This is a genomic window from Streptomyces sp. YGL11-2 (assembly GCF_050054615.1).
Classification (GTDB): Bacteria; Actinomycetota; Actinomycetes; order Streptomycetales; family Streptomycetaceae; genus Streptomyces.
The window spans coordinates 1-19,416 of sequence record NZ_JBNHIN010000006.1 but is presented as its reverse complement, the minus strand read 5'-3'; the positions used below and the strand labels follow the sequence as shown (position 1 = coordinate 19,416).

Annotated in this window: 21 protein-coding genes and 1 pseudogene; 13 read left to right on the top strand and 9 right to left on the bottom strand. The window is 70.7% G+C overall.

Annotation, left to right across the window (positions count from 1 at the left end; all coding sequences use genetic code 11):
• Positions 1–282 precede the first annotated feature (282 nt).
• Positions 283–699 (top strand): hypothetical protein, encoded by a 417-nt coding sequence (locus ACO1BR_RS09145; protein ID WP_426794527.1) that lies wholly within the window; start codon positions 283–285, stop codon positions 697–699.
• A gap of 51 nt (positions 700–750) precedes the next feature.
• On the opposite strand, the gene ACO1BR_RS09140 is transcribed toward ACO1BR_RS09145, so the two are convergent.
• A complete protein-coding gene (locus tag ACO1BR_RS09140; protein ID WP_426794714.1) occupies positions 751–2,958 on the bottom strand; it encodes a terpene synthase family protein in 2,208 nt (735 codons plus the stop codon).
• 596 nt (positions 2,959–3,554) lie between these two features.
• Between ACO1BR_RS09140 and ACO1BR_RS09135 the strand changes: the two genes are divergently transcribed.
• From ACO1BR_RS09135 to rocD, 3 genes are all read left to right on the top strand, one after another.
• Complete coding sequence (locus ACO1BR_RS09135; RefSeq protein ID WP_426794526.1) at positions 3,555–4,061, top strand: Lrp/AsnC family transcriptional regulator; 507 nt, start codon at positions 3,555–3,557, stop codon at positions 4,059–4,061.
• A gap of 138 nt (positions 4,062–4,199) precedes the next feature.
• A complete protein-coding gene (gene ddaH, locus ACO1BR_RS09130) occupies positions 4,200–5,087 on the top strand; it encodes a dimethylargininase (protein ID WP_426794525.1) in 888 nt (295 codons plus the stop codon).
• Complete coding sequence (gene rocD / locus ACO1BR_RS09125) at positions 5,084–6,316, top strand: ornithine--oxo-acid transaminase (RefSeq protein ID WP_426794524.1); 1,233 nt, start codon at positions 5,084–5,086, stop codon at positions 6,314–6,316. Before ddaH ends, rocD begins: the two co-directional genes overlap by 4 nt.
• Before the next feature lie 34 nt (positions 6,317–6,350).
• Here rocD and ACO1BR_RS09120 read toward each other — a convergent pair whose 3' ends face one another.
• Entirely contained in the window at positions 6,351–6,797 is a 447-nt protein-coding gene (locus tag ACO1BR_RS09120; RefSeq protein WP_426794523.1) for a MarR family winged helix-turn-helix transcriptional regulator, read from the bottom strand.
• A 197-nt stretch (positions 6,798–6,994) separates the two neighbouring features.
• Between ACO1BR_RS09120 and ACO1BR_RS09115 the strand changes: the two genes are divergently transcribed.
• Entirely contained in the window at positions 6,995–8,074 is a 1,080-nt protein-coding gene (locus ACO1BR_RS09115) for an SMP-30/gluconolactonase/LRE family protein (RefSeq protein WP_426794522.1), read from the top strand.
• Positions 8,075–8,077: 3 nt separating this feature from the next.
• On the opposite strand, the gene ACO1BR_RS09110 is transcribed toward ACO1BR_RS09115, so the two are convergent.
• Entirely contained in the window at positions 8,078–8,299 is a 222-nt protein-coding gene (locus tag ACO1BR_RS09110) for a DUF397 domain-containing protein (protein ID WP_426794521.1), read from the bottom strand.
• Positions 8,292–9,086 carry a helix-turn-helix domain-containing protein gene (locus ACO1BR_RS09105; protein WP_426794520.1) on the bottom strand — a complete coding sequence of 265 codons (795 nt, stop codon included), beginning with the start codon at positions 9,084–9,086 and terminating at the stop codon, positions 8,292–8,294. Before ACO1BR_RS09105 ends, ACO1BR_RS09110 begins: the two co-directional genes overlap by 8 nt.
• 121 nt (positions 9,087–9,207) lie before the next feature.
• On the opposite strand from ACO1BR_RS09105, the gene ACO1BR_RS09100 reads away from it, so the two are divergent.
• Positions 9,208–9,552, top strand: a complete 345-nt coding sequence (locus ACO1BR_RS09100) for a hypothetical protein (RefSeq protein ID WP_426794519.1) — start codon at positions 9,208–9,210, stop codon at positions 9,550–9,552.
• An 81-nt stretch (positions 9,553–9,633) separates the two neighbouring features.
• On the opposite strand, the gene ACO1BR_RS09095 is transcribed toward ACO1BR_RS09100, so the two are convergent.
• The 3 genes from ACO1BR_RS09095 to ACO1BR_RS09085 form a co-directional block, all read right to left on the bottom strand.
• Complete coding sequence (locus tag ACO1BR_RS09095; RefSeq protein WP_426794518.1) at positions 9,634–10,041, bottom strand: LppU/SCO3897 family protein; 408 nt, start codon at positions 10,039–10,041, stop codon at positions 9,634–9,636.
• 264 nt (positions 10,042–10,305) lie between these two features.
• Entirely contained in the window at positions 10,306–10,464 is a 159-nt protein-coding gene (locus ACO1BR_RS09090; RefSeq protein ID WP_426794517.1) for a hypothetical protein, read from the bottom strand.
• A 198-nt stretch (positions 10,465–10,662) separates the two neighbouring features.
• On the bottom strand, positions 10,663–11,328 hold the full coding sequence (locus ACO1BR_RS09085) for a TetR/AcrR family transcriptional regulator (RefSeq protein ID WP_426794516.1): 666 nt from the start codon (positions 11,326–11,328) through the stop codon (positions 10,663–10,665).
• Between the two features lie 120 nt (positions 11,329–11,448).
• Here ACO1BR_RS09085 and ACO1BR_RS09080 point away from each other — a divergent pair, with 120 nt between their 5' ends.
• Complete coding sequence (locus ACO1BR_RS09080; protein WP_426794515.1) at positions 11,449–11,928, top strand: nuclear transport factor 2 family protein; 480 nt, start codon at positions 11,449–11,451, stop codon at positions 11,926–11,928.
• Positions 11,929–11,949: 21 nt separating this feature from the next.
• On the opposite strand, the gene ACO1BR_RS09075 is transcribed toward ACO1BR_RS09080, so the two are convergent.
• On the bottom strand, positions 11,950–13,656 hold the full coding sequence (locus ACO1BR_RS09075) for a PLP-dependent aminotransferase family protein (protein ID WP_426794514.1): 1,707 nt from the start codon (positions 13,654–13,656) through the stop codon (positions 11,950–11,952).
• A 223-nt stretch (positions 13,657–13,879) separates the two neighbouring features.
• Here ACO1BR_RS09075 and ACO1BR_RS09070 point away from each other — a divergent pair, with 223 nt between their 5' ends.
• Positions 13,880–14,977 carry a methyltransferase domain-containing protein gene (locus tag ACO1BR_RS09070; RefSeq protein WP_426794513.1) on the top strand — a complete coding sequence of 366 codons (1,098 nt, stop codon included), beginning with the start codon at positions 13,880–13,882 and terminating at the stop codon, positions 14,975–14,977.
• Here the strand turns inward: ACO1BR_RS09070 and ACO1BR_RS09065 are convergent.
• Positions 14,860–15,693 carry a helix-turn-helix transcriptional regulator gene (locus ACO1BR_RS09065; RefSeq protein WP_426794512.1) on the bottom strand — a complete coding sequence of 278 codons (834 nt, stop codon included), beginning with the start codon at positions 15,691–15,693 and terminating at the stop codon, positions 14,860–14,862. The two genes, ACO1BR_RS09070 and ACO1BR_RS09065, sit on opposite strands and share 118 nt — an antisense overlap.
• A gap of 96 nt (positions 15,694–15,789) precedes the next feature.
• Between ACO1BR_RS09065 and ACO1BR_RS09060 the strand changes: the two genes are divergently transcribed.
• The 5 genes and pseudogenes from ACO1BR_RS09060 to ACO1BR_RS09040 form a co-directional block, all read left to right on the top strand.
• Positions 15,790–17,286, top strand: coding sequence for an MFS transporter (locus tag ACO1BR_RS09060; RefSeq protein WP_426794511.1), 1,497 nt, complete (start codon positions 15,790–15,792; stop codon positions 17,284–17,286).
• Between the two features lie 196 nt (positions 17,287–17,482).
• Complete coding sequence (locus tag ACO1BR_RS09055) at positions 17,483–18,100, top strand: TetR/AcrR family transcriptional regulator (RefSeq protein ID WP_426794510.1); 618 nt, start codon at positions 17,483–17,485, stop codon at positions 18,098–18,100.
• A gap of 7 nt (positions 18,101–18,107) precedes the next feature.
• Positions 18,108–18,764, top strand: coding sequence for a peroxiredoxin-like family protein (locus ACO1BR_RS09050; protein ID WP_426794509.1), 657 nt, complete (start codon positions 18,108–18,110; stop codon positions 18,762–18,764).
• Positions 18,765–18,900: 136 nt separating this feature from the next.
• Complete coding sequence (locus ACO1BR_RS09045; RefSeq protein ID WP_426794508.1) at positions 18,901–19,152, top strand: hypothetical protein; 252 nt, start codon at positions 18,901–18,903, stop codon at positions 19,150–19,152.
• 11 nt (positions 19,153–19,163) lie between these two features.
• Positions 19,164–19,416 (top strand): annotated as a pseudogene (locus ACO1BR_RS09040) (flotillin); the annotation flags it as partial.

Here is a 19,416-nt window from a genome sequence, read left to right as displayed (position 1 = left end):
GGCAGGACACGGCCGGAGCGGGTGGGCCCACGGAGGGGCCTCGCAAGTGCACGACGGCGTACGGACAGTCCGTGCGCCGGTCCAGCACCCAGGAGTTCACCATGCGATACCGACCCAACCCGGTCAAGTACAGCGGCGGGGACGAGGACGACGGCGGCGACGCCAACCCCAGCGGAGGCTGCGGCGACGGCGACGGCTGCGGACGCAGCTGATCCGGCAGGCAACGCACCATCCGGCCCCGGAGCCCAGCAGGCCCGGGGCCGCCCACCCACCCGGAGAACCATGACCACCACCCCCCACCACCACCACGCCTACCTCTGGCTCGGCCACGGCGACGTCCTCGTCAAGCCCGGGGACGCCCAACGCCGCCCCACCCACCCCGAGTTCCGCTCGGCGCAGGTCATGCCGCTGGAGTGCGCCGACTGGCTGCTGAAGCCGGCCGCGCGGATCGAGGCCACGTTCCACACACCGGAGGACGGCGCGGACTGGTACGCGGCTCAGATCGCCCGGCACGCCGCGCTCTTCACCGGGACGTACGCCCCGCCCGCCGACCGCCGGAAAACCGTACGGATACTGGCGGCCGGCGAAGACCGGGTCGGCGGCTGGTGGGTGACCGGCAACCGCTTCCTGTCGGTCGGCGTCGTCGCGTGCAGCCCGCACCGCGTCCGGCCCGAGTACGGCTGCCCCCAACGACAGTAGGCGGCCGAGTAGTCCGGGAGAGCGGGCCGCGTCAGAGCGCACCAGCCCGCGCTACGCCACCCCAGCCCCCACCCCCACCGCAATCCGAGCCGCCGACGTCCCCAGCCCCGTGGGCGCGCCGGTCCAACCCGGGGAGCCAGGGTGGTGCCGCAGGTACTCCTCGCGGTAGCGGCGGCAGTTCTGGTGCCAGGTGAGGTTGCCGGCCAGCCAGTTCTCCAGTGCGCGTACGTAGCCGTCGACGGCGGCGCGGGCTCCGGCGGAGAGGTCGAAGTCGTCGTAGACGATGGGGAGTTGGTTGGCGGCGACGTGCTGGAACTCGCGCATGCGGGAGGTCATCAGGTCATGGACGACGGCCAGCGCGGTGGGGTAGTCGACGTCGAAGAAGTTCTGGACGACGAGGATGCCGTTGTGCACCTCGCCCTCGTACTCGATCTCCTTCTGGTACGAGAAGACGTCGTTGAGCAGGCCGGCGTAGTCGGCGGCGGCGTTCTCCAGGGCGCGCATCGGTCCGGTGCGGTAGATCTCCGGCGGAACGGTCCGGCCGTGGCCGAGGCGGCTGAGGGCCATGGTGAGGCCGGAGCCGGAGGTGGCGCGGCGCATCTCGATGTAGTCGACCGGGTCCGGGATGCGGTGCAGCACCTGGTTGTCGAGTTCCCAGAGCCAGCTCGCGGTCATCGCGTCGAGGGTCGCCTTGAAGGTGGCGCGCGCGTCGGGAGTCATCGGCCCCGCCGTACGGGCCCAGAGGTCGGCCAGGCCGCGTTCGAGGGCGTTGGCCGGTTCGGGGGTCGGATCGGAGGCGTCGACGGGCATGAAGGCGGAGAGGCGCTTGGTGGTGGCGAGCGCGCCGGCGACGTCCCGGGTGCGGCCGAAGACCGCCGGGTAGTAGTCGTCCGCGTACGTGCCCCAGGCCAGCCACTGGGTGCCGAGGTCGAGCTGTTCCGGGGTGGCGTCCGGGTGCAGGCCGGCCGCGTACAGCGCGAAGTCGAAGCGGACCAGGGCGTCCTCGTCCCAGACGTGGGAGTGCGGCACGCCGGGCTGCGGTTGCAGCAGCCCCATGGCGTGCGCCCAGGTGACGACGTTGCGCCGGGACGCCTCCAGGTGCGGGCTGTGGGTGGTGGTGAAGGGCAGGTGGAAGTCGGGGAGTTGGGAGGGGCCGACCCTCTGGTGGGGGGTGTGGGTGTGGCGGCGCACGCGCTGGGCGGCGGCCGTCGTCAGGGCGGCCTGCAGGTCGGCGGCGGAGGTGCCCAGACCCCCGAGGGCGAACGGCGACCAGGGCGCGGAGGGGTCGGCCGCCCCCGCCCCGCCCCCGTTCATGTACCGGCTGGACCGCATGTGCCACTGGTGCCCGCCGGACTGCCAGTCCTGGAGCCCCTTGGCGTACGCCAGCACCGCGGCGCAGGACGCCGCGTCCAGGCCCTTGTCCGCGAAGAGCGTGGGCAGTTCGGTGAAGACGGTGTTCTCGAACTGCTGGAGCCGGGAGGTGATCAGTTCGTTGACCGAGTCCGCGGCCTCCTGCGTGGTGCAGGCCAGGAACGTCTCCAGGACGAGGACGCCGTTGCTCAGCTCGCCTTCCTCCTCCGTCTCCCGCTGGTAGGAGAACAGGTCGTTGCGGAGGTGCACCGCGTCGGAGAAGGTGTCCTTGAGCACCCGCAGCGCCCGCGTGCCAGCGACGGCCGCCGGGATCTCGGCGCCGGTCGCGTACTCGACCAGCCCGGCCGACCAGGGCGCACCGCCCACCTTCCGCCGCATCTCGATGTACTCGACGGGGTTGGGGATCCGGTTGATGTTGATGTTGGAGAGTTCCCAGAGCGATTCGTTCAGCAGGTGCTCGGTGCTCTCGGCGAACCGGGCCCGCCACTCCAGCGACATGCTCGGCACGGTGCGCGCCCACAGGTCGGCGAGCCCCGCCTCGACCGGGTTGGTCGGTTCGGGCACCGGCGTGGCCAGGTCCATCGGCATGAACAGCGGCAGCCGGTCGAGATACGCCTTGCCGCCCTCCCGGTCGAGCGTGCGCTTGAACTTCTCCAGGAAGTGGTCGTCGAAGAAGAAGACCCAGACGTACCAGTCGGTGACGAGGGAGAGCGCTTCCTCGGAGCACTCCGGGTGGGTGTAGGCACACAGCAGCGCGTAGTCATGGGAGTCGAGGTCCCGCTCCTCCCAGATCCCGGAGCCTTCCAGCATCTCCATCCGCCGGGCCCACTGCTTGGAGTGCGTCCGCGCCGCCTCCAGGTGGGGGTTCAGCCGGGCCGGGTGCGGCATGTAGAACCGCGGCAATTCAAAGGGCTGCGCTGTGGGCTGCGCTGTGGGCTGCGACTGTGACTGCGTCACCGTTGGTGGCCTCTCCCGATACCGATGCCCCTCCGTACGGACGGGATGTACGGAAGGAGGGCGCGCCGAAACACGCCCCTTGACGGCGGCAGCACTACCCCGGGCGCCGCCGCCATAGGCTCCTCCGGTCGCCCTCGGCCGAACTGGCACTCGTTCGGGTTGAGTTGGGGGTCTCGGCGTTTGGATCACGGCGCTCGTGATCGCGGGCGCTCGCGATCAAGGGTGCCTGCGATCGGTCGTCGCCTGACGCACAGCTACCGTGAAGCCGCCCGATCACCGCTACGGACCACCGCTACGGATCACCGCTCCCGGACGCGGCTGCGGGTCACGGCCGCGGACGCGGCACCGCACCGAAGCCACCCCGACAACACGGGCAGCACAGTTAGCACAGGCAACGCGGACAACACGGGCAGTACAGGCAATACCCGCAACGCCGCAATACAGGCAACATGAGCACCACAAGAACCACGAGCGCCACAAGCACCACGAGCGCCACAAGCACCAACAGGGATGGGGAGGGCCGCCGCATGAGCACCAAGGCCACACCGTTCGACGAACTGGACCGCAAGATCGTCGCCGCGCTCATCGAGAACGGCCGGGCGAGCTTCGCGGAGATCGGTACCGCCATCGGGCTGTCGGCCACCGCCGTCAAACGCCGCGTCGACCGGATGCGGGAGAACAACGTCATCACCGGCTTCTCCGCCACCGTCCGGCCGGCCGCACTGGGCTGGCTCACCGAGGCGTACGTGGAGGTCTACTGCGACAGCGCCGCCCCGCCCCGGCGGCTGGCCGAGGTCGTCCGCAACCACCCGGAGATCGCCGCCGCGATGACCGTCACCGGCGCCGCCGACGCCCTGCTGCACGTCCGCGCCAACGACGTCGAGCACTTCGAGGAGGTCCTGGAACGCATCCGGACCGAACCGTTCATCCGCAAGACCATCAGCTACATGGTCCTCTCCCACCTCATCCCGGACAGCCCGGAGGCCGGCGCACCCCGCCCCGCCACCCCCGGCCACGCAGCGAACCGGCAGTAACCGCCACTCATACGCAGCAATCCTGCGCCACGACGCAGCTCTTGGCGCTTGTGGCCGGAATCCACCGATCCTTACCGTGTAGTGCCCCAGTGACGATGCCTCACGGTCCGTCACCACAGGAAGCGGAGGATCCGTTCCGTGCCCACACCCCCTCCGGCCGGTGCGCCGCGCGCCGCCGCCCCCCGGCGCTATCTGCTCTGCCGGCCCACGCACTTCGCCGTCCAGTACGCCATCAACCCCTGGATGCACGAGGACGCCCAGGTGGACACCGCACTCGCGGCCCGCCAGTGGGAGAACCTGGTCCGCGCCTACCGCGACCACGGCCACACGGTCGAGACCATGGAGCCCACCGCCGGCCTCCCGGACATGGTCTTCGCCGCGAACTCGGCACTCGTCGTCGACGGCCGGGTCTTCGGCTCCCTCTTCCAGGCGCCGCAACGCCGCCCGGAATCACGGGAGTACGAGATCTGGTTCAAGGCCGCCGGTTACGACGTCTACCGGCCGGAGTCCTGCTGCGAGGGCGAGGGCGACCTCGTACCGGCCGGCCGCTACCTCCTCGCCGGCACCGGCTTCCGCACCACGCGCGACGCCCACGCCGAGGTCCAGGAGCACTTCGGCATCCCGGTCATCAGCCTCCAGCTGACCGACCCGTACTTCTACCACCTCGACACCGCCCTCTTCGTCCTCGACGACGGCACGACCGGGGGCGGCACCGGAGCGGTCGGGGAACCCGGCGGGTCCGACCCCGGGCCCTCCACCATCGCCTACTACCCCGGCGCCTTCTCCACCGGCAGCCGCGAGGTGCTGCGCCGCCTGTTCCCCGACGCCGTCCTCGCCACCCGCGACGACGCCCTGGCCTTCGGCCTCAACTCCGTCTCCGACGGCCGCCATGTCTTCGTCGCCCCGCAGGCGACCGGCCTCATCGACCAGCTCACCGCCCGTGGCTATGTCCCCGTCCCCGTCGACCTCTCCGAGTTCCACAAGGCCGGCGGCGGCATCAAGTGCTGCACCCAGGAGATCCGATGACCACTGCGCCCACCCGCACCCGACGCACCTCGGACGACCTCATCCAGGCCGAGGTCCCGGTCCTCGCGCACAACTACCACCCGCTCCCCGTCGTCCTCGCCCGCGCCGAGGGCGTCTGGGTCGAGGACGTCGAGGGCCGCCGCTACCTCGACATGCTGGCGGGCTACTCGGCACTCAACTTCGGCCACCGCCACCCCGCCCTCATCGAGGCCGCGCACCGCCAACTCGACCAGCTCACGCTCACCTCCCGCGCCTTCCACCACAACCGCCTCGCCGCCTTCGCCGAGGACCTCGCCGAGCTCACCGGCCAGGACATGGTCCTCCCGATGAACACCGGCGCCGAAGCGGTCGAGAGCGGCATCAAGGTCGCCCGCAAATGGGCGTACGAGGTCAAGGGCGTCCCCGCCGACCAGGCCACCATCGTCGTCGCGAGCGGCAACTTCCACGGCCGTACGACCACCGTCATCAGCTTCTCCGACGACGAGACGGCCCGTGCCGGCTTCGGCCCCTACACCCCCGGCTTCCGCACCGTCCCCTACAACGACCTCGCCGCCCTCGAAGCCGCCATCGACGACACCACCGCCGCCGTCCTCCTCGAACCCATCCAGGGCGAGGCGGGCGTCCTCATCCCCGACGACGGCTACCTCACCGGCGTCCGCGAGCTGACCACCCGGGCCGGCTGCCTCTTCATCGCCGACGAGATCCAGTCCGGCCTCGGCCGCACCGGCACCACCCTGGCCGTCGAGCACGAGAACGTCGTCCCGGACGTCGTCCTCCTCGGCAAGGCCCTCGGGGGCGGCATCGTCCCGGTCTCCGCCGTCGTCGGCCGCCGCGACGTCATGACCGTCCTCGGCCCCGGCCAGCACGGCTCCACCTTCGGCGGCAACCCCCTCGCCGCCGCGGTCGGTTCGGCCGTCATCGACCTCCTCGCCACCGGCGAGTTCCAGACCCGCGCCGTCGACCTCGGCAAGGTCCTACACGCGGGCCTCTCCGAACTCCTCGGCCACGGCGTCACCGACTTCCGCACCCGCGGCCTGTGGGCCGGCGTCGACATCGACCCCGCCCTCGGCACCGGCCGCACCATCAGCGAACACCTCATGGACCAGGGCGTCCTCGTCAAGGACACCCACGGCTCCACGATCCGCCTCGCCCCGCCCCTCACCATCACCGAGGACGAACTCGGCACCGCACTGGCAGCCCTCAAGCGCACACTGCACCAGCTGAGCTAGCCCTTGGCCCAACCCTTGAGCCAGAGCCCTTGAGCTAGCCCTCACGTACGGAGTCCAGCAGGGCGGCGCAGCGACCGAGCAGGTCGACCAGCGCCGCCCTTTCCTCGTCCGTGAACTCCGCGGCCAGTGCCCGCTCCACCCGCACCGCCCGTGCGTCCGCCTTCGCCATCACGGCCCGGCCCTCGTCCGTGAGCCGGATCTCCAGCACGTTCTTGTGCCACTCGTGCGGCGTGCGCTCGATGAAGCCGCGCTCCTGGAGGTTCTTCAGCACCGTGTTCATGGTCGGCGGCGTCACCCGGCACGCGCGCGCCAGCGCGGCGGCCGAAATGCCGGGCTGCTCGGAGCTGTAGAGCAGCGCCGCGTACTGCGGGACGGTCAGCCCGGCAGGCTTCAACGCCGCGTGCTTGGCACTGTTCAGGGCCTGCTCGGCGCGCTTGATGTGGGAACCAAGCCGCTCGGACGCGGGCATCGACGTCGTCATCTCCGCATCGTAACGGCCGTATACCAGACAAGCCCCTCACCCAACCACACGAACCCGAATGATCATTAATACCTTGACGACCATTAGAACTCTAACTTACCTTCGCATGCATTCGATCGCCTGCGGCCACACCACCCCGCAGGCATCCGACAACGGGGAGGCACCCACCCATGTACCAACGCATTTCGTCCCAACGCATGTCGTCCCGACGCATTCCATCGCTCCGGCACCGCACCCTGGCCACGGCCGCCCTGACCCTGACCGTCGCCACCGTCCCCCTCACGGCAACCGCCCACGCGACGCCGGCCACAACCTCCTCGGCGACCAGGAACACGGCACCGGCGCCCCTCCACCCCCACCACCCCCACCACCCCCACCCCCAGATCACCACCGCCTTCGCCCTCCCCGGCAACCGCGCCTACCCCGAGAGCATCACCGCCGACCCGCACACCGGTGACCTCTACATCAGCTCGTACGTCACCGGCACGATCTACAAGGCAACCCCCGGCCACCACACCGCCCAGGTGTTCCTGCCCTCAGGCACCGACGGCCGCACCACCGCCAACGGCGTCAAGGTCGACCGCTCCGGCCGCCTCTGGGTCATCAACTCCACCACCGGCGTGGCCGTCTACGACCTCCACACCCGCCGGCTCATCGCCCGCTTCGACGCGACGGGCACAACCAAATGGTTCGTCAACGACCTGGCCATCACCCCGGACGGCACCGCCTACCTCACCGACAGCTCCCGCGGCATCATCTACCGCGTCACGCCCCACCAACTGGCCCACGCCGCCGCCACCCCCGACCACCGCAGCGCGCTGACCCCGGCCTACGACCTGTCCAGCACCCTCCCCAAGGACCCGACCGCCGTCTACACCCTCAACGGCATCGCAGCCGACCCCTCAGGCCGCTATCTCCTCACCGTCGACATGACCGCCGGCACCCTCTACCGCGTCGACGTCACCTCAGGCGCGATCCGCCAAGGCACCCTGCACGGCGGCGACCTACGCGACGGCGACGGCCTCGAAATCCACGGCAGCACCCTGTGGGCAACCCACAACCGCTCCAACACCCTCACCCGCTGGCGGCTCTCCGACGACGGCACCACCGCCCACCTGGAACGCCGCCTCACCGACGAGTCCCTCCAGACCCCGACCAGCATCGTCCACAGCCGCGGCCGGACCTACGTCACCCGCTCCCAGTTCACCAAGGGCGGCCCCATGGGCCAGGGCACCCCGCAGACCCCCTTCACGGTGGCCACGGTGAACGGCATCTGACCCTCAGCCGGCGAACCCGCCGCCCCTGACGGCCGCCACGAACGCCACCCAAGCCTCCGCCGGGACGACAACCACCGGCCCGCGCGGAGCCTTGGAGTCGCGGACGGGGACGGCGTGGGGGTCGCCGTCGAGGACTTCGAGGCAGCTGCCGTTCTCAGACCCGCTGTAGGAGGACTTACGCCAACCACCTATCGAGGCGGCATTCTGGATGGTGTGCCTAGTCATGGTGTCCGTATTCCTTCGCTGTCGCCCTCATGAGGGCAAGTGACTCCACCATCGGCAGGGCCTCGCCCATGGCCAGAGCGTAGGCGCTCTGCAGCCGTTCGACCACGGCCGGGGAATCATGCACCTTGCCGATGGACTGGGCCTCGGAATAGGCCACCGGGGGCTGGTCCTCGAACCACATAAGCGACAGCATCCCTTGCAACAGCGGATATGCGCCCCGACCCAGCGGCACTACGTGCACCCGCACCCGCTGCGCCTCTCCCAGGCGGACGATGTGCATGATCTGGTCCGCCATGACCTCTGAGCCGCCGATCGGGCGGCGTAGCACCGCCTCGTCAAGCAGCGCCCACAGCTCAGGCGTTACCGGATCGGCGAGGACCTTCGCACGTTCAAGGCGTGTGACAACGTGCCTGTCACGTTCCCCGTCGCTCCAGGGAGGGTACGCCGCCCCCAGAACCGCACGCGCATAACCTTCCGTCTGCAGAATGCCAGGCACGTACGACAGCGCGTACTCCCGTAGCACCGTCGCCTGTTGCTCCAGGTGCCGTGCCGCCTCGAAGTAGTCGACCACCGCCAGATCGTCCTGCGGCAGGAAGCTACTCAGCACATTTCCGGTGTTCAGGGCCTGGTCCAGCCGCCGCGCATCCTCCCTGGACGGAATCCGTCGCCCCGCCTCGATGTGCGCGATATGCGAGCGCGTCATGATCGCCGTATCTGCCAACTGCTGCTGTGTCAGCCCCGCCAGCTCCCGTTGCTGCCGCAGCCAGTCCCCATAGGTACTGCCCATGTGCGCAAACCCCCCTCGTGACATACGCGAAGGCACACCCTCCGTACTTCCGAGACTACTTGCCGTCACTGACACTCGTGGTTGTACGCACACCGGACCCCACGACGGAGGCACCCTGGCGATGCCCTACGACCCGGACAACCCCCAACCCCCAGGCTCCGAACTCCGCTTGCTCCCCTGGCAAACCTGGGACGGCCGCCCCTGCTACCTCCACCCCGCCGACAACGGCCAGGGCTACCTGTCCCGCAAGGCCGACCGCATGGAAGCCCAACAGATGCGCAACGCCTCCCGCGCCTACATCGACGCCGAGACAACCCTCCGCAACGAATCCGCGGGGCCCCTGCTCCTCCGCCTGACCCTCATCCGCACCACGGCCGCCCTCAACAACGTCCTCCGCATCGCCGACAGCCGAGCCGGCCGCCTGCCCGCGCCGTACGGTGGGAAACAAGAAGAATCAGACGACTGACGTAGCTGTGCGCCCCGCAGGACACTCCACACACTCAACTCGCCGAGCACGACGCAGCAGTAAGTCCCCTGGGAGCTACCCCTAATGACCGGCCGGCATCAGACACAGCCGGGTCGTTACAACGCTCCTTCGGGACTCTTCGTATTCGCTGAGGCCGTCGGGGCACCTACCATCCACGGGGGCTTGGATCGCGACCTTGTATGCCGCTTTGCTGCTGGAGCAGCTCACGACCTTCAGCACTACGGCGTCGCCCGATCCCGATTTCTCCACACAGTCGCCAACCTTCGCCGCATCAGCGAACTTATCGGAATGCCCATTCCCTACAACACGGCTCAAAAGCCATCCGCCGCCCACGAGAACGACGACCGCAATGAGAGCGATGATGCGCGCCCTCGTGGTATTGCCGGGCCGACTGCCCGGCGGCAGGACACCCGGCGTCGAGACGAAACCGCCCTGCTGAGACGATACTTGGCCGTTCGACTGTTGCATCGGATAGTGCGGCGCCCCGTAGGAAACCGGAGCTGGCGGCCCATAAGCCCCCTGGCCGGACTGCCCGTACGAGCCATGATGGGGTGGGCCATAGGGCCCAGATCCAGGCTGACCGTAGGGCTGAGGACCGCTCGGAGGCGGCACGTGCGCAGACAAAGAGTCCCCCATTAACCGTTCTTGATTGATCCACCACTCCGATGGCAACCTGGCCACATTACCGGCCGCCCATTCATGCGCGCACTCACGGTCCGTCCACGAACGCCATCACTGCTCATAGAGCCAGCGGATTCCGTCCAACTCCACGGAGAGGAAGGAGTCATTGGCGACCGGGAGTATCACCGGCGCACGGCGGAATTCGCCGACCAGCGCGGCTGGATTCGGCTCCCCCTCATGGAACGCCGCCACCTCGTCCGCCAACGGCATGGCGAGACCCCTCCCCCGATGTTCGTTCAGCTCACTACCGGACCCACTTTGACACACGGCACTGACAACGCCGCCGGGAGCCAACCCGAACAAACCGACTGGAGAGCCTTTTTATTTTCAATCATTGCGGGGCGATCACGACGGGAGGGGTAACACCGCAATGAGAGGGGGCTGTTAGGGGAGCTGTCACGAGGGCTGTTACGACGCACACGGACCGGAAATTCCGACGCCCGTGCGCTCGCCCTGGGCTCCCCGCAGCAGCGCCTCGGCCGCCGCGCGGGCGGTACGGGCGGCGGCCGGGTCGCCCGTGACCGCGGCGGCGCTGATCGCGCCATCGATCAGCAGCGCCAGCTGACCGGCGAGCACGGCGTGCCCTGCGAGCGTGGCGGGCCCGGCGTCGTCGGAGGCGGCGGCAGTAGCAGTAGCAGTAGCAGTCAACGGCCGTACCAGGTCGGCCAGATAGGCGCGCAGGGCCAGCTTGTGCTCGCGGGCGGCCCGGCCGACGCCCTCCGACGTGGCACCCAGTTCGCCGTACGCGTTGACGAAGGCGCAGCCGCGGAAGTCCGGTGCGGCGAACCACGTCTCCAGCCAGTCGAAGACCGCGAGGGGTGCGGCCCCAGGGACGCCGGTGCCGGAGTGCGTGTCCACGTAGGCGGCGAGGGAGGCGCGCCAGTGTTCGTCGCGGCGGCGCAGATACGCCTCGACGAGGTCGTGCTTGGCGGGGAAGGTGCCGTAGAGGCGCTTGAGGGAGACACCCGCCGCGGTGCGGAGTTCGTCCATGCCGACGGCCTGGATGCCGCGCGCGTAGAAGAGCTTCTCGGCGGCATCGAGTATCCGCGTCCGTACGTCGTCGTGGTCCTTCACGGTGGCCCGCCTTCCCGGGAGAACGATCGTTCTCTACACTAGCCGACGCACCGGAGAACGGGCGTTCTCGCCAGCGTTCTCCGGTGGTGGCAGCAGCATGCGCACCGACAGGAGGCCCCGATGACAGCTGTGACGCAGCCGCGTCCCCCCTTCCCGCCGTTCGACGAGGAGTCCGCGCGCCAGAAGGTCCAGGCAGCCGAGGACGCCTGGAACACCCGCGATCCCGAGCGCGTCGCCCTCGCCTACACCGAGGACTCGGTCTGGCGGAACCGGGACACCTTCCTCGCCGGCCGCGCCGCGATCGTGGAGTTCCTGCGCCGGAAGTGGGCCCGCGAGCTGGACTACGCACTGCGCAAGGAGCTCTGGTCGTACTCGGGGAACCGGATCGCGGTGCGGTTCCAGTACGAGTGCCGGGACACGAGCGGGCAGTGGTGGCGGAGTTACGGCAACGAGCTGTGGGAGTTCGACGAGGCGGGGCTGATGCGCCGCCGGGAGGCGGGGATTCACGACGTCCCGATCGCGGAAGCGGAACGGCGCATCCTGGGCCCGCGTCCGGAGGCGGAGCGGGGGCTCGACCAGCCGTCGCTCCCGGTCCGCTGATGGGCGGCGGGCAGTGGCAGGTCAGCGGCCGCGCCGCCCGTCGCCCCCACCACCACTTACGCCCCCGTCACGCGCCGGCCCGCCCTGGGTCTCGCGCAGCGCCGCGCCCAGTAGGGCGGCGCCCTCCGTCAGTTCCCCCGGCGTACGCGCCGCGTAGCCGAGGACCAAACCGGGGCACCCGTAGGGACGTTGGGCGTGCCAGGACAGCGGCTGGACCTTGACGCCGCGGGCGAGGGCGGCGGCGGCCAGCTCGGCGTCCGGTGGGGCATCGGGTGGGAAGGTGATCGTCAGATGGAGACCGGCCGCGGCACCGTGCACGGTCCCGCCCGGCAGATGGTTCCGCAGGGCGTCGATCAGCGCGTCCCGCCGGAGCCGGTGCCGTCGCCTCATCTGCCGCAACCGACGCTCCAGTTCGCCCGACTCCATCAACTGGGCAAGCACCAGCTGCGGCAGCACCGCGTTGCCGAGGTCCGCGAACCGCTTGGCGTCCACCAGCGCCTCCCGGTACGCCGACGGCGCCAGCAACCAGCCCACCCGTAGGGCGGGCGCGAGCAGCTTGGACGCGCTCCCCGTGTAACAGACCTGCTCGGGCAGCAGGGAGCGCAGCGCGGGAACCGGCGGGCGGTCGTAGCGGTGCTCGGCGTCGTAGTCGTCCTCGATGACCAGGCCGCCGGCCGTCGCCCAGCGCATCAGGTCGCGGCGGCGCCGGCCGCCGAGCACCACCCCGGTCGGGAACTGGTGTGCAGGGGTGAGCAGTACGGCCCGCGCACCGCTCGCCCGCAGGGCCTCGACCCGTATGCCGTCCTCGTCCACCGGGACGGGCGGGGTCGCCATCCCCCAGTGCCGGAGATGCTGGCGGGCGCCGAGCGAACCGGGGTCCTCCACCGCGACCTCCTCGATTCCGTCGCGGTGCAGCACCTGGGCGATCAGGCCGAGCGCCTGCGCGGTACCGGCGACGATCAGCACCTCGCGCGGATCCACCCGGATACCGCGGTTACGGGCCAGCCAGGTGGCGACGGCCGCTCGCAGCTCCGAGGTGCCCCGGGGATCCCCGTAGCCGAGGCCCGCCGACGGGAGGTCGCCGAGCACGGCGCGTTCGGCACGCAGCCAGGACGCGCGCGAGAACGATGCCAGGTCCGGCGCCCCGGGCGAGAGGTCGATCCGCGCGGACGCCGCCCGCAGCGCGTCGAAGACGTCGGCAGCGGGCGGGGACGAGAAGAGCGCCCTGGGGGAGCGAACGGGACGGCGGGCGGGACTCGTTCCGGGATCTCGGGCGGGGCCGCAAGCACCATCGCGGCCGGCGGCGCGGCCGAGGCCGTCGGCACAATCGGGGCCGTCGGCGCGGCCGGGGCCGCAACCGGGGCCGGGGCCATACGGAGAAGGCACCCCCACACCCACCCCCATCCCCGCCCTCACCACCGTCCCCGCACCCGTCACCGGCGCCGCCACCACGACCGTTCCGCCCCGCCCGCGCCCGGCGACCTGCCCGTCCTCCCGGAGCCGCTGATACGCCTCGGTGACCACCCCGCGCGACACCCGCAGCTCGGCGGAGAGCACGCGGGTGGCGGGCAGCCTGCTCCCCACCGGCAGCCGGCCGTCCGAGATCGCCCGCCGCAACTCCCCGGCCAGCCAGTCGGACAGCCCGCCTGCGGGCGCATCCGCCACCCTCAGCTGGAGAAAGTCCGACCCGGGAGCGGACGACTCAGCCGCACCGCGAGCCAACGCCATGTCCGACGGCGTGCCAGGCGCCCTGTCCGGCCCAGAAGCCGAGGAGACATCCGCCCTGGAAGCCGACGAGGCGTCCGCCCCGGGGGCCGACGCGCTCCCCGCGCCAGCGGCAGACGAGCCAGACGAGCCAGACGAGCCAGACGAGCCAGACGAGCCAATGGACCCCTCAACTGCTCCTTTATTGGACCTGCCCACCGAACCATTCCCCCGTCACCGTTATCCCATGAACGCCCGAGCCGAAGCCCACGGCAACGCCTCCCAGGACACCACCCGTCCCGCCCTCGGCGAGACCGGCCACGGCCCCCGCTCCCTCGCCCGGACACCGGCACACACCGGAAGCGAAACCCGGCCCCTCACCCCACCCCGGTCCGCGCCCCAACCTCCTGCCTCGGTCTCTGCCTCCACCTCCACCCCCACCCCTGCCCCCACCCCCGCCTACGTCCACGGCTACTCCCCCCGGGAAGCCCGCCGCCTCGGCGATCAGGCCGACACGTTGGCCGCGCTGCTGCACGCCGGTACGGCGTATCCGGCGGGCAGCCGCGTCCTGGAGGTCGGCTGTGGTGTCGGCGCGCAGACCGTCCACCTGGTCAGTGGCAGTCCGGGCGCCCGGATCGTCGCGATCGACCGCTCCGCGGCGTCCCTCGCCCAGGCCCGTGCCCACCTGGCCGCGCACGCTCCGGAAGCCGTCGCAGACGTGCGCTGGCACCAGGCCGACCTGCACCGACTCCCGTTCTCCGACGCCTCCTTCGACCACCTCTTCCTCTGCTTCGTACTGGAGCACCTTCCCGACCCCCTACGCGCCCTGACCGAACTCCGCCGTGTCGTGCGGCCCGGTGGCACCCTCACCGCCATCGAGGGCGACCACGGTTCGGTCGTCTTCCACCCGGACAGTCCGTATGCCCGCCGGGTGATCGACCACCAGACAGCGCTCCAGTCCGCGGCCGGCGGAAACGCCCTGATAGGCCGCCAGTTGCGCCCCCTCCTCTCGTCCGTCGGCTTCGCCGACGTCGACGTCAGCCCCCGTACCGTCTACGCCGACGCCCAACGCCCCGAGCTCGCCGACGGTTTCACCCGCAAGACCTTTGTCGCCATGGTCGAGTCCGTCCGCAACGAGGCACTCGCCGCCGGTCTCACCACGCCCGCCGACTGGGACCGCGGCATCACCGACCTGCGGCGCGCCGCGGAGCGGGGCGGCAGCTTCCACTACACGTTCTTCAAGGCCGTGGCGAGGGCGGGCAGCTTGCCCCGCGTCTCCTCGTCCGTCGGCATGCACACGAACAACTTCACGCCTGGCGCGTCCAGTGCCGCCAGCTTCACATAGTCGAATGTCAGCGACCCGACCCGCGGATGCCGGAACACCCGGCGGCTGGTGCCGAAGTCCGCGAGGTCGTGTGCCTGCCACCACTCACTGAACTCCCGGCTCACCCGCCGGAGTTCCCGGGTGAGCCGGTCGAATCGCGGATCGTCGAACCGCTCCCGCGCATCGGCCCGGAACTGGGCGACCAGATCCCGCGCCTGCCCCTCCCAGTCGGCCAGCAGCGTCCGCATAGCCGGGTCCGTGAAGACCAGCCACAGCAGATTGCGTTCGTCCGGCGCCAGTTCCCCGGGGTCGCCGATCAGCCCGGCCTCGGCGCTGTTCCAGCCGACCAGGTCCCAGTTGGCGTCGAGCAGATACGCCGGATGCGGAGCGAGCGCGTCCACCAGCCGCTGCAACGCGGGGCCGGGGCTGCGGACCGGCGGCTGCTCCGGGGGCTGCTCCCCGGCCAGCGCGAACAGATGCCGCCGCTCGACCGAGCTGAGCATCATGGCCCGCGCCAGGCTCGTCAGGACCTGTCTGCTCACGCTGATGTCGCGCGCCTGCTCCAGCCAGGTGTACCAGGTCACACTGACACCGGAGAGCTGGGCGACCTCCTCGCGCCGCAGCCCTGGCGTACGCCGCCGGGGTCCGGCCACGATGCCCGCGTCCTGGGGCGTGATCCGCTCCCGGCGCGAGCGCAGGAACTCCGCGAGTACGCGCCGCCGGTCCTGGTCGGTCATCGGCTCTCCCGGTGCGGCGGCTACCGGTGGGGGTAGTGGAAACACCAGCATAATCGGTCTCTGTATGTCTGTTCGGGGCTGTTTGATCGTTGCGGCATGACACAGACAACTCGCCCGTCGGATCCGGCGGCGGCGCAGGTCTCAGGGGCGAAGTGGGGCCGGCATTCCGGGCGGCGGGCTCCCGCGGCCACCGCGGCCCCCGGACGGGCTCTCGCCATCGTCCTCGCCGGCGCCTTCATGGCGGTCCTCGACACCTTCATCGTGCTGGTCGCCGCGCCGGCCATCCAGGCGGACCTGCACTCCTCCGCCGCCGACATCCAGTTGATCCTCGCCGGCTACCAACTCACCTACGCCGTCGCCCTGATCACCGTCGCCCGCCTCGGCGACCGGTTCGGCCGCAAGCGGGTGTTCCTGCTCGGTATGGGGCTCTTCACCGTGTCCTCCGTGGGCTGCGCCCTGGCCCCCGACTCGGGCACCCTGATCGCCGCCCGGCTCGTCCAGGGTGTGAGCGCGGCGGCGATGTTCCCGCAGGTATTCGCGATGATCCAGGTGCTGTTCCCGGCGGAGCGGCGCCCCAAGGCGTTCGGTGCGCTCGGCGCGGTCATCGGAATGGCCACCATCGCCGGGCAGTTGCTCGGCGGCGTCCTGATCTCCGCCGACCTCTTCGGCTCCTCCTGGCGACCGGTCTTCTGGGTCAACGTGCCCGTCGGCGTGGTCACCCTGGTGCTCGCCGCGCGCTACGTCCCCGAGTCGCGCGCCCCGGAGGCCCGCCGCCTGGACCTGCGCGGCGCCGCCGTCCTCACGCTCGCCCTGGTGCTCCTCGTCGTCCCGCTGGTCGAGGGGCGCTCGTCCGGTTGGCCGCTGTGGACCTGGCTCAGCCTGGCCGTCAGCGTGCTGGCGTTCGCCGTGTTCGCGCTGGTGGAACGGCGGGTGGAAGCCTCGGACGGCGACCCGCTCGTGCGGCTGCGGCTGCTTCGCGAGCGCCCCTTCGCGATCGGCATGACGCTCGTCCTGCTCGTCTACGCGGGCATCAACTCCTTCTTCCTCATCCTGTCCCTCACCCTCCAGGACGGCCTGGGGAAGGACCCGCTCGGCGCCGGTCTGGCCTATACGCCGTTCGCCGTGGTCTTCTTCGCCGCCAGCCTGCTCGCCGGCCGGCTCGCCCGCTTCGGCCGCCGCGTCCTCCAGGCCGGCGCCCTGATCGGCGGCCTGGGCTTCCTCGCCACCATCGTCGTGGCCTCCGCCGCCGGCCCCACGCTCACGTCCGCGGAACTGACCCCCTCGCTGCTCCTGGTCGGCGCCGGCAACGGGCTGCTGGTCACCCCGCTGCTCAACGCTGTGCTCGCCAACGTCGGTCCGCAGGAGGTGGGCATGGCTTCCGGGGTGCTGTCCACCGGGCAGCAGGTCGGCGGCGCGGTCGGGGTCGCGCTCATCGGCGTGCTCTTCTACGGCGCCCTCGGCACCGCCCCGCACCACGACACCGCCGCCTACGGCCACGCGCTGGCCCTCGCCGTCGCGTTCAACGCCGCGCTGGCGGTGCTGATCTCGGTGCTGCTGCCCTTCCTCCCGAACCCCGCCCGGTGCCGCGGGTAGTCGACCGACACCAGTCACTCTCCGTGAGGAATTTTTCGAAAACCCTTGGCGCGCCGCCGACTTGAGGCTATCTTGGAATGGTCGTTCCGGGATCACGGAGCAAGCCCGCTCCCGGCGCACCGAGACGGCGATGCCGCGACACGACGCGGCATGGCACGGCACGGCACGGCACGGCGCGAGACGAAGGGAGCAACTCATGCCCGACATCAAGCACTTCAACCCCGATGTGGTGCTGGACGAGATCGTCCAGGTCTTCTGGCACCAGGGCATGGCCACCACCGGAATCCAGGCACTGGTGACCGCGACCGGCGTGAGCCGCTCCAGCCTCTACGCCACGTTCGGTAACAAGGACGACCTCTACGCCGCCGCCCTCAGCCGGTACATAGAGCAGCACTCCGCACCGGCCTTCGCCCATCTCGCCGCGACGGAGACGGGACTGACCGCCATCGAGGAGTTCTTCGGCACGCTCATCGACGTCCGCTGCTCCGGCGCGGTCGCCGGCTGGGGCTGCATGGTCACCAACGCCTACGCCGGTCCCGAATGCGCCGCCCCCGACATACGCACCCTGCTGGAGACGCACCACGGCACGCTCCAGTCGGCCCTGCTCGCCGCGCTGAGCACGGCCGCCGGCCTCGGCCAACTCCAGCCCGGTACCGACCTCGACGCCGCCGCGTCCGTGCTGTCGACCCTCGCGTACGGCGTGAATCTGCGCTCCCGCGCGGGCGCCGACACCGGGGCACTGACCGACACCGTCACCGCCGCCCTCGCGCCCCTGCGCGCCGCATCCACAGCTCACACCACCCCACAGGAGTGACCGGCCCATGAGCCTCCAGGACGAACTGACCGCCTTCTTCCGCACCCTCTACCCCGAGATCCCGGACGCCGCCCGCGAGGTGATGGAGCGCGCCGGCCGCGAGCTCGCCGCCTCGGGCCAGGCCGGGCGCGCCCGCCAAGTAGGCGAGCGGGCCCCCGCGTTCGGCCTCCCGTCGGCGACCGGCACCACCGTCTCCCTCGACGCCCTGCTCGCCGCCGGGCCCGTCGTCCTCACCTTCTACCGCGGCGCCTGGTGCCCGTACTGCAACATCGCCCTGCGCGCCCTCCAGGAGCGGCACGCCGAGATCACCGCCCGGGGCGCCCGCCTGGTGGCCGTGTCCCCGCAGATACCGGACGAGTCGCTCTCCCTCATCGAGAAGCACGGGCTCGCCTTCGACGTCCTCAGCGATGTGGGCTCCGATACGGCCACGCGGTACGGCCTCAGCTTCGACCTGCCCGACGACCTGGCCGCCGTGTACGAATCCTTCGGCTTCGATCTCCAGCGCGTCAACGGCGGCCATCCGCGCACCCTGCCGCTGCCCGCCACCTATGTCATCGACCGCGGCGGCATCATCCGCTGGGCCTTCATCGACACCGACTACACCGCCCGCGCCGAGCCCGCCGACATCCTGGCCGCCCTCGACACCCTGGAGGCTTCACCCTGACCCCACTCCCCCCGCCCACCGCGGATCCATGCCACCTCAACGGCCCATCAACTCGCCGCCGTCCCGCCATAGGCCCCCGTTCACCGGAGCGCTATCGTCGGATTCCAGGAACGCAACGGGGGGAGGGCAGCCGTCGATGGCGCAGGACGATGCCGTGATCGGCTGTACCGGAGTGCTGCTGATCGGCACTCGTGGGGCTGCCGGACCCGGTGAGGTTCTGGTGCGGGTCCGCGGGGGTTCCGAAGCCTTCCTCGCGTGGTCCGCCGAGCCCCTTCCGGTAGGGGCGACCGTGCTCGTGATCGAGTCCCGTGGCAATCGCCAGGTCGACGTCATGGAGTGGGCTGATCCGTTGGACGCGTTGCCCGGCAATGCCGGCGACGCCGGTTGAGGAGACAAACGATGTTCGGTTACCGCGTTCCCGCCCCTGATCAAGCCATGCTGATCTCAGGAGGCAAGCGTGGCCAGGGCGGCGCTCCGTTCCGAGTGGTCACCGGCCACGGCAAGTTCGTTCTGCCGGTCTTCCGCAAGGTGCGCTTCCTTACCCTGGCCATGTGTGAGGCCGAGGTCGCGGAGAAGTGCGTGACCCGGCAGGGCATCGCGCTCACGGTCCGTGCCGTGATCGCGTTCAAGGTCGGCAACGACACCGAGAGCA